7 protein-coding genes are annotated in these 9,865 nt (G+C 38.1%); all 7 read left to right on the forward strand.

Features of this window, described 5'->3' with window-relative positions; all coding sequences use genetic code 11:
• The first annotated feature begins 3 nt into the window (after positions 1–3).
• The 7 genes from GKG41_RS18950 to GKG41_RS18985 all read left to right on the forward strand — a co-directional run bounded on the left by GKG41_RS18950 (position 4) and on the right by GKG41_RS18985 (position 9,855).
• Positions 4–1,572: an N-acetylmuramoyl-L-alanine amidase gene (locus tag GKG41_RS18950; RefSeq protein WP_154261418.1), complete on the forward strand. Its 1,569-nt coding sequence runs from the start codon at positions 4–6 to the stop codon at positions 1,570–1,572.
• Positions 1,573–1,743: 171 nt separating this feature from the next.
• Positions 1,744–2,160 (forward strand): recombinase family protein, encoded by a 417-nt coding sequence (locus tag GKG41_RS18955; RefSeq protein ID WP_154261419.1) that lies wholly within the window; start codon positions 1,744–1,746, stop codon positions 2,158–2,160.
• Positions 2,151–3,431, forward strand: coding sequence for a recombinase family protein (locus GKG41_RS18960; protein WP_347563351.1), 1,281 nt, complete (start codon positions 2,151–2,153; stop codon positions 3,429–3,431). Before GKG41_RS18955 ends, GKG41_RS18960 begins: the two co-directional genes overlap by 10 nt.
• Positions 3,376–4,710 (forward strand): recombinase family protein, encoded by a 1,335-nt coding sequence (locus tag GKG41_RS18965; protein ID WP_154261426.1) that lies wholly within the window; start codon positions 3,376–3,378, stop codon positions 4,708–4,710. The genes GKG41_RS18960 and GKG41_RS18965 overlap by 56 nt, the downstream gene beginning before the upstream one ends.
• A 154-nt stretch (positions 4,711–4,864) precedes the next feature.
• Positions 4,865–6,637, forward strand: a complete 1,773-nt coding sequence (locus GKG41_RS18970) for a DUF4209 domain-containing protein (protein ID WP_154261420.1) — start codon at positions 4,865–4,867, stop codon at positions 6,635–6,637.
• Between the two features lie 783 nt (positions 6,638–7,420).
• On the forward strand, positions 7,421–8,275 hold the full coding sequence (locus GKG41_RS18980; protein WP_154261421.1) for a KilA-N domain-containing protein: 855 nt from the start codon (positions 7,421–7,423) through the stop codon (positions 8,273–8,275).
• A 107-nt stretch (positions 8,276–8,382) separates the two neighbouring features.
• Entirely contained in the window at positions 8,383–9,855 is a 1,473-nt protein-coding gene (locus GKG41_RS18985; protein ID WP_154261422.1) for an SMEK domain-containing protein, read from the forward strand.
• The last annotated feature ends 10 nt before the right edge of the window (positions 9,856–9,865 follow it).

Raw genomic sequence — 9,865 nt, forward strand, 5'->3', positions numbered from 1 at the left:
CAAATGAAATTAGTTGAATCAATTTTGACAAAGAATCCGTGCTATAAAGCCGGGAAGAAGATTACAGTAAAAGGACTGATGCTTCATTCTGTGGGGTGTCCACAGCCAAAGGCATCGGTCTTTCTTAATTCATGGAACAGTGCTAGTTATGATAACGCTTGTGTTCATGCGTTTATTGATGGCAATGATGGAACAGTCTATCAGACGCTTCCTTGGAATTATCGTGGCTGGCATTGTGCTTCTGGAAGTAAGGGTAGCGGAAATAATACCCACATCGGGGTTGAAATGTGTGAGCCAGCTTGCATCAAATATACGGGCGGTTCCTCTTTTACCTGCTCCGATAAGGCTACAGCCAAAGCAGTTGTAAAAAGAACCTATCAGTCAGCGGTTGAGTTGTTTGCGATGCTTTGTAAAAAGCATAATCTGAACCCGACTGCGGATGGCGTAATTTTAAGCCATAGGGAAGGATACAAAAGAGGGATTGCTTCTAACCACGGAGACCCGGAACATCTCTGGAATGGTCTGGGTCTTTCTTACACAATGGATGGTTTCCGCAAAGATGTGAAAGCTGCGATGGAAGGAACATCATCTTCTGATACCGGGAAAACAGCTATCATGGGAATTGCCGTAGCAACCGCAAAGCAGATGCAGGAATATATCAAAAAGGTCAATGCAAACGTAGAACAGTCTGTGATTGATATGATTCCATTCTATCTTTCAGAAGGAAATGAAGAAGGGGTACGTGGTGACATCGCTTTTGCACAGTCCTGTCTGGAAACCGGAAACTTTGGTTTCTCGCAGTCTGCGGTGACTTTGGATCAGAACAACTTTGCCGGAATGGGCGTCACCCAGAATGGCATGAAGGGATTGTCTTTTGATACACCACAGCTTGGTATCCGTTGTCAGATTCAGCATCTGAAAGCCTATGCTTCTACAGATGCTCTGAAGAATGAGAATATCGATTCACGTTTTAAATATGTAACAAGAGGTTCTGCACCGTATGTGGAGTGGCTTGGCATACAGGAAAATCCAAAAGGCATCGGTTGGGCAGCCGGAGCAGGGTACGGTGAAAAAATCCTTACTATATTGAATAAGATTATAGGAACATCTATCTCTGCAGATACCACTCAGGCCGTTAAGGATATGAGCGGATATGTGGAAGTCATTTACAAAGGCTCCGATGGTTTGAATGTGAGAAAGACTCCAGTGATGGGGGATAATGTGTCACAGGTAGTATACGGCGGTGTTTATACGGTCACAGGCATTAGTGCTGATGGTGAGTGGTATCGCCTTAAATCCGGTGGCTATATCACAACGAATAAGAAATATGTTTCTTATAGGAAGCAACTCGAATCCAATAAGGACTTCAAACCATACAAAGTGCGTGTCGCAATTGATGACTTGAACATCCGCAAAGGCCCGGGTACGAATTATGCCAAGACCGGAAAGTACACTGGAAAGGGTACGTTCACGATTGTGGAAGAAAAAATCGGACAGGGTTCTACCAAAGGATGGGGAAAACTGAAAAGCAAAGCAGGATGGATTGCTCTTGATTATGTAACAAGATGTTAATTAACAATGAAGCCAGATGGGAGTTTTAAACTCTTGTCTGGCTGATTTTTTTCCAGAGGACAAGTTTGGACAGGGTGAAAATAAGTAGGGTGGAAACAGCAGAGTTGCTTGACTTTATAGGGTTTTAGAGTGATTTATATACTATCCAAAACGAAAGGAGTACTTATTTATATGGTGATTGCAGGAACGATAAACAGAGTAGCTTTTTATTGCCGAGTGAATCATCGTGACAGAGATTACGAAAAGTATCTGGCGGATGTAATGAAACGTTTGGAAGAAAAGTACGGGAATCAGAAATGGGATTTGCAGATATTTTTTGAAGAGGCATCAGGAGCCGACCCAGACAGAAAAGAATTCATCCGACTGAAAGCAGAGATTACAGCAGGGAAAATTGATGTGGTGGTTACTATGAAGGCTTCCACGATTGCCCGTGACTGGGAACAGTTTATGGAGTTCATTCTGATTTGCAGTAAGAAAAATGTGGATGTGGTATGCCTTGACAAGGTAGAGGATGCACAAGCCATTTTTCGGAGGATTCAGGAGTTTCAGAAAAGGTTTTTTGAAGGAAGTGATGTAACGTGCGAATAAAAGTGATTAACAAACGACCAGCTTCGGTCTTACAAAAGAAAAGGGTATGTGCTTATGCCAGAGTTTCCACAGACAGCAGAAGACAGGAAGACTCTCTTGAAAACCAAATGGAAACCTATGAGAGACTGATTACCGGAAATCCGGAATATGAATTTATCGGAGTATTTGCTGATCAGGGCATATCCGGCTATTGTGAGAACCGCCCACAGTTCCAGAGAATGATGGAGAAGGCAAGGGCAGGAGAGATTGATTTAATTGTTACAAAATCCATATCGAGGTTTGCAAGAAATACCGTCACCGTTCTAAAGTTTGCAAGGGAACTGAAAGAACTGGGTGTCGGTATTTTTTTTGAAGAACAGAACATTAACACTCTGTCAGGGGACGGTGAGATGATGCTTGCTGTCCTCGCTTCTTTTGCACAGGAAGAAAGCAGAAGCATGAGTGAAAACAATAAATGGTCCATTCGGAAGAAGTTTGAGAGAGGGGAAGTGATGATTACCACATCTCGCTTCCTCGGTTATGACAAAAACGAATATGGAGATTTGATTGTGAACCGAAAGGAAGCGGAAATTGTCAGTCTGACTTTCGACCTTTATCTGATGAATGTCGGCTCGTCAAGGATTGGACAGCTGCTTGATTACCTAGGTGTAAAAACGGTAACGGGAACCACATGGGAGAGCGGGACCATCAACGGGATGCTTTGCAATGAAAAATACAAAGGGGATTTCCATCTGCAGAAGTATTACACACCTGAAAACAAAAGAAACCATACAAGGAAAAACAACGGGGAAGTGCAGAGTTATTACATTTCGGAAAATCACGAGCCAATCGTATCGCCAGAGGTATGGGAAAAGGTGCAGGAAGTCCGGGAACAGCGGAAGCGTGACAGGAATATCGGGCAGGACAGCACAATGAAGTTCCAGAACCGCTATCCCTTAAGCGGAATGCTGATTTGCCCTTACTGCGGAAAAACGCTCCGGCGCAGACAAGTTTACAAGAAGAAAATCCAATGGCTCTGCAGCACCTACATTGAAAAGGGAGTCAAGGCATGTAAAGGGATAAGGATTGATGATGCCGAATTGCAGGGCTTGAACATTATGGAACAGACAGTGATTGAGGAGGTGGTTAAAAATGGCAAGAAGCATTACTGTTATACCAGCAAAGCAGATTTCGACTGCGGAATCAGGAACAGCACAGGCAGTGCAGAAATTGAAGATGGCAGCGTACTGCCGAGTGTCAACCGACCAAGAAGAACAGTTATTAAGCTATGAGAATCAGGTCAATTATTACACGAATTACATTAGTGAGAATCCTCTCTATGAATATGCAGGGACCTATGCGGATGAAGGGATTTCGGGAACCAATACCAAAAAGAGGGATGAATTCAACCGCATGATTGCTGATTGCAGGGCGGGAAAAATAGACATGATAATTACCAAGTCCATTTCCCGATTTGCAAGAAATACGCTGGACTGTTTGAATTATGTGCGAGAGTTGAAAGATTTGGGGATAGGGATTATTTTTGAAAAGGAAAATATCAATACCCTCGATGCAAAGGGAGAAGTGCTGCTTACCATTCTTTCCTCACTAGCACAGGACGAGAGCCGATCCATTTCAGAGAACTGCACATGGGGAATCCGCAGAAGGTTTGAAACAGGAAAGCACAAAATGAGTACAAAGCGTTTCCTTGGCTACGACACGGACGAGAATGGCAAGTTGATAATCAACAGGCGGCAGGAACCGATTGTGGTGCGGTTGTTTCATGAATTTCTGGACGGAAAAACAACGGACTACATCAAGCGTATTTTTGAAAAAGAAGGCGTACAGAATTGGGATGGCGGTACGAAGTGGCAGGCTACAACCTTAATGAGTATGTTAGAAAATGAAAAATACAAAGGTGATGCCTTGCTGCAGAAAAGCTACACGGTGGATTTCCTTACCAAGAAACGTACACAGAACAAAGGGGAGATTCAGATGTTTTATGTGGAGGGTGACCACGATGCCATCATTTCAAAGCGGATTTGGGAATGTGTACAGCTTGAAATAAAACGCAGGAAAAAGTACCTGGAGGAGCATGGGACAAACTCCTATTCCCACCGGCCGGAAAGCAATCCATTTGCATCCAAGATAATTTGCGGAGACTGCAATAAGGTATTTGCACGGAAAGGCTGGCGGAGTAGCACGGGAGTTGACCGTAAGGTATGGCAGTGCAGTGAACGGTACAAGGTCAAAGGAGTCATGGGTTGTGCCAACCGCCATGTAGAGGAAGAAACACTGATAAAGGCATATCTGATGGCTTGGAATGCGTTGGTGGAAAACCGAGCGGATTTCATGGAGCAGTGGACGGAACAATTGCAAAGCGAGAACCTCTTGGAGGGCTATCGGGCAGAGAAGTTCATAGAATACACCGATGGAGCAGAGCCGTTGGCGGAGATGGATACGGATTTTATGCTGAAAACGCTGGACCACATCAAGGTCTTTGAGGATGGAACATTATTGGTAGTGTTTCTGGATGGAACGGAGATTGAATGTAAAAATGAAGAGGAGTAAGAAAAGATGCCGATTGGGAGTTGCGATTCCTGATCGGCTTTTTTTCTTGCTCTTTTTCAAATAGTAAAAATGAGATGTCTGTGGTAAAATATTAGTGCTTAGTTACTATGAGTTGTTTGAGGATTTTAGGATTATTTCATGAAAAAGAGGAAATATGATGTATAGAGAATATGATGAATTTATTGCAGGAACAGAAATTTTCGATGATATAAATAAATCGTTAGATAAAATTCAAAAAGAATTGTCAGAACTTATAACGGACGATATAGATGAAGAAAAAAAGCGTTTAATAACATGGGAAGGACAATTATTTATATGTTGTGAAATTCCACTAGAACAAAGAGATGAAGAGCAACAGTTTTTATTTCCACAAGCGGTATATACTAAAGGGTTAAAAATTCCAGATATTGACAACTTTGAGGCAGAACGTTTAGATTTTTATAAGCATAGGTTTGAAATGATTACAAACGTTCCGGCTAAGATAAGATATGCGAATTATTGTTTCCAATATTGCGAGAAGAATCAAAAATATAAATATGCAATGCAAATATGCCAGTTATTATGTGAACATTTAAAGAATGTGATATTGGGGCATGAATGTATAGTAAGTTTTTCCCGATTGTTTGAATTGGGTTTGTCTTTTTCTAACAAAGATATTATTCAGAAATTGGATGGTGTAGTTGATGAATTGATTTCAAGGGATTATTCACAAGAAGACTATCTCTATTTATTGTCGATATCAAGAATAGTAGCAGGAAATATTGCGAAAAACAAAAATGATTTTATTAAGGCTGAGACGCAAGAAAAATTTGTTAATATAATCGAAGAAATGTCGGATTATTATTTTCAGAGAGGCGATTATACGCTTTATAGAAATTGTTGTCCGAATTATATGGAGTGGCTGAAAATCTTAAAAAGACAGGATGAAATTGATGCGGTGTTATTAAAAATAGGGGAATCGTATGAGTTAGATGCAGATAAAGAGGGAAACTCCAATTTAGTAAAAGCAGAGTTTTATCAATTGGCTGCGAAACATTACGCCAATATTGGGGAGCGAGAAAAAGTATATCATCTTAAAGTGAAAATTAAAAATGCTTTTAAGGATGCTGGAAGTTCTGGAGAATTCAAAACTATTTCTACAACTCAAAGTGTTCCTTTGGAGCAATTGGAAAAGGAAACAAAAGACTTTTTTAAGGAAAGTATTGAGGACACTTTTGCAACAGTAAGTCACAGCAGTGATTTCATTATAAATAAAGAAAAGATTGTGCTTCAAGCGACTGAACAAGCTAAAAATCCCTTATATAAATTAGTGGATTTCGGTCATATCGAAGGCAACAGAAAGGTATTCTCAACGCAGGATGACGATGATGTTGTAAAGCATCTTACATTCCAAAATTATGGAATTGAATTGGAAGTTATGTTTTCTACGGTTGTAAGTTTCATTTGGAGCAAAATGATTGATATGGGGCTTACTGCTCAGATGGTTATTGATAGAATTTGTGAGACAGAGTATATGGATGAAACGCAAAAAGAAGTTATTGCTGTGGGAATAAATCGGTTCTTTGAAGATGACTATGTATCCGCATTACATGTACTTGTACCACAATTTGAAAGTTATTTTAGAACGTTCTTTGAATGGGGTGGATTTCCAACCACTTCATTAAAAAATAATGGACTTCAACATGAGCAGAATTTCAATGATTTTTTGAGACAGGATTTTGTTCGAGAATCTTTGGACGAGAATTTGTTATTTATGATAGAGTTTGTGATGGTAGAGCAGTTAGGGAAAAATCTACGAAATAAAATTGCACACGGACTCAGTGATAGTAAAGTATTTAGAAAGAATAATTGTTTGATGGTAGTTTACTTGTTTTGGTTAATTACAGCTATCAAATGGGCATTTCCATCAGAGAGTGTGGACGAGTAGTTTGTAAGAGGGGTAAAGATTATCCCCCCCTAAGCGAATATAAACAATTCGGCAAAAGACTCCGGTTTTGCTATTTAGTATAAGAAGTAACTTTCACCGCATACGGAGACCATTGTACTTTTGTCCCACAAATCACCAGACAGTCATATCAACGTAAAGATTGAATTTGGAGAAGGTGAAGGGAAAGTACCTTTAGACGCGATTGCAGAGCGTGCAAAGAAATATTAGCCAAAGCCGAAAATCACATATAAAATGATACAGGAATATGTTGAAAAGAAATATGGATTTAAGGTACATACTGCTTATATTGCGGAGGTAAGGAGGCCTTTAGGTTTGCCCCTGTATGATGCTCCTAATGCGACAGAGGAATTGAAGCAACCGAGAAAATGTCCACCAAAAGAACAGATAGAAGCAATAACAGATACACTTAAATATTTTGGAGTGATTTGATGGATGAAAATATATTTCAGATTACAGAACCAATAGTTTAAATACATCAAAATGCCTATGAGATTTATTTGCCCTTGGTTGATGATTTGTGCAGTAGAACAGTATCAGAAAATGAACTATCACATTTGCTTGATTATTTACTGGATTTTGCGTGCGATGAAAAAATACTGGAATTGTATAAAATGGTATGCAGAAAATATTTATATGTTTATCCGGGTTGCGTTAAATTCCATATTGAAGCATATTGGGGAAGGTGAAAGTAAAGAAGTAAAGGATTTTAAATAATGTGTCAGTAACAATAAGAAAATACTGGGTATAGTTGAGGGGGGTACAATGGTAAAGGTAATTAAAGAAACAATTCATGCTAATGGGATAAATATCGGAATTTATACGCAGGATTTTGAAAATGAATTTATTTCATTAACAGATATTGCAAGGTATAAAAGTGATGACCCAACAGCGGTTATTCAAAATTGGATGAGAAATCGAGATGTGATAGAATTTCTGGGATTATGGGAAAGGCTTCATAATCCAGATTTTAAACCCCTCGAATTCGAGGGGTTTAGAAAGCAGGCCGGAGCAAACGCATTTACAATGTCGCCAAAGAAGTGGATAGATGCTACAGATGCAATTGGTATTGTTTCAAAAGCAGGACGTTATGGTGGAACATATGCTCATAGTGATATTGCTATGTCTTTTGCAACTTGGATTTCACCTGAATTTCAATTGTATATTATGAAAGACTACAGGAGATTAAAGACCGATGAGAATAGTCGATTATCTTTGAGCTGGAATTTGAATAGAGAAATTTCTAAATTGAATTACAGGATACATACGGATGCGATTAAGGACAATTTGATTCCGCCAGAATTAACGCCTGCACAGGTGGCTTATACTTATGCTAATGAAGCAGATATGTTGAACGTTGTCTTGTTTGGAAAGACAGCGAAGCAATGGAAAGATGAAAATCCAACGGTGAAAGGAAATATGCGGGACATGGCAACGCTGAATCAATTGCTAGTGCTTGCAAATTTGGAAAGTTATAATGCCGTTTTGATTAATCAAGGAAAGAAACAAAAGGAGAGAATGGAATTGCTTCGGCAGTTGGCGGTACAACAGTTGCAGACTTTGGGGGCAGTAGGTTTAAATAATTTGCTCAAATTAGAAGCGGAGACAAAGAAGAGTTAAATAGGCAAATGAAATAGATTTGGGTATTAGAAATATTAGTTGGATATGATAATACAAAAAATTCAGTAAATGTCAAAAGAGGATAATAGATTAGGAGCATTAAAGATATGTTGCACTCAAACGAAAGAATGGATTTAATAACTGAATATATGACATCATATGAAGAAAAAATTAAAATGGCAAATAAAAACGGATTATTTGATGCTGCTAAAATGTTTGAGTTATTTGCTGTTGAGGTGTGTATTGTTTGGTTTGGACAAAAGTTTAGTAATTTGAATACTGAGAGAGCAACGTATCCATATGTAGATTTAATATCAGAAAATAGAGAACTTTTAGTACAAGTAAGTACTGCTCAAGATGTACCAACAAAAATAAAAAGCACATTGGAAAAAATAAGGGATTCAAAAGATAAAAAATATTCAGCTTTAAAGAATATCGTGTTTTTTGTACTGAGTAATAATAGTATTGATAAGATAAAAGAATATAGTGGTGATAATCAAATTGGGAGTATCTCATTTACTATTAAAGATAATTTGATTACTACAAACGATATTATAACTAAAGCGCAAAATGACCTTAATTTTCAGAAAAAACTATATAAGGTGTTAAAAGATGAGTTTGACAACTTTAATATTAATATCAGAGAGTTTAAAGGTGCATTGGAACTTAGTGCTTCAGGATTAAGAGCTATAGAGGGATTAATTAACGGAGAATATGAAATCGATAGAAATGAATTTCTTAAAACTATAATAAAAGACAATGAGCGATATATTTCAATACAAGGTGGTGCTGGTAGCGGTAAATCGGTTTTATGTAAAAAATATGTTGAAAATCAAGAATTGGTTTTATATGCTCGTGCCGAAAGATTCGTGGAAGAAAGTCATATCGATAACATTTGGGATTGTTGTATCCAAGATGTTTTAGAGTGTCTTAATGGAAAGAAACTAATCTTCTTTATTGATGCCCTTGAGTTTATTGCGGACTGTGCAAAAACAAAATTTGAATTATTACAGTATTTATATGATATGGCGACGAAGTATCAATATGTGTATATAGTAACTTCATGTAGAACAAGTGATAAAAATGCTTTTATAAAACTAGAAACAAATTTCTCAATAAAAATTTATGAAGTTGGAGATATAACAGAAAATGAACTTGCTTTGATTATGAAGAAATATCCGCTTATACATAAAATGTATAAGATGAATTCATATGTGGATTTATTAAAATCGCCTTTTTATATAAATTTGATTATTAGTAATTCAATAGATATTGATGATATCAGGGATGAAAATACTTTAAGAGAATACATTTGGAGAAATATAATATGTTTGGAGAAAAAGTCCCCAATATATAGAGTACTCAGTGGCAAAGTTATTGAAACAGTTGAGAAAATTGTATTCGAAAGAGCTAAAAAATTTTTGTTGGGTATTCATAAAGACGATATAGACAGAGACGTAATGCATGCACTGTTGTCGGAGGGGGTAGTCGCCCAACAAGGAGAATATATTAGACTAAACCCCCATGCCCGCACACTTGGCACCACCATAAATGAAACTATGCAGGCTATAGGGTATTGAACTTGTTAAT

The sequence above is a fragment of the Lactonifactor sp. BIOML-A5 genome, assembly GCF_009677585.1.
Lineage (GTDB): Bacteria > Bacillota > Clostridia > Lachnospirales > Lachnospiraceae > Lactonifactor.

What these genes read in the sequence shown, in the direction of transcription:
- GKG41_RS18950 (WP_154261418.1), top strand. Translation starts at nt 4, where the DNA reads ATGAAATTAGTTGAATCAATTTTGACAAAGAATCCGTGCTATAAAGCC.
- GKG41_RS18955 (WP_154261419.1), top strand. Translation starts at nt 1,744, where the DNA reads ATGGTGATTGCAGGAACGATAAACAGAGTAGCTTTTTATTGCCGAGTG.
- GKG41_RS18965 (WP_154261426.1), top strand. Translation starts at nt 3,376, where the DNA reads ATGGCAGCGTACTGCCGAGTGTCAACCGACCAAGAAGAACAGTTATTA.
- GKG41_RS18970 (WP_154261420.1), top strand. Translation starts at nt 4,865, where the DNA reads ATGATGTATAGAGAATATGATGAATTTATTGCAGGAACAGAAATTTTC.
- GKG41_RS18980 (WP_154261421.1), top strand. Translation starts at nt 7,421, where the DNA reads ATGGTAAAGGTAATTAAAGAAACAATTCATGCTAATGGGATAAATATC.
- GKG41_RS18985 (WP_154261422.1), top strand. Translation starts at nt 8,383, where the DNA reads ATGTTGCACTCAAACGAAAGAATGGATTTAATAACTGAATATATGACA.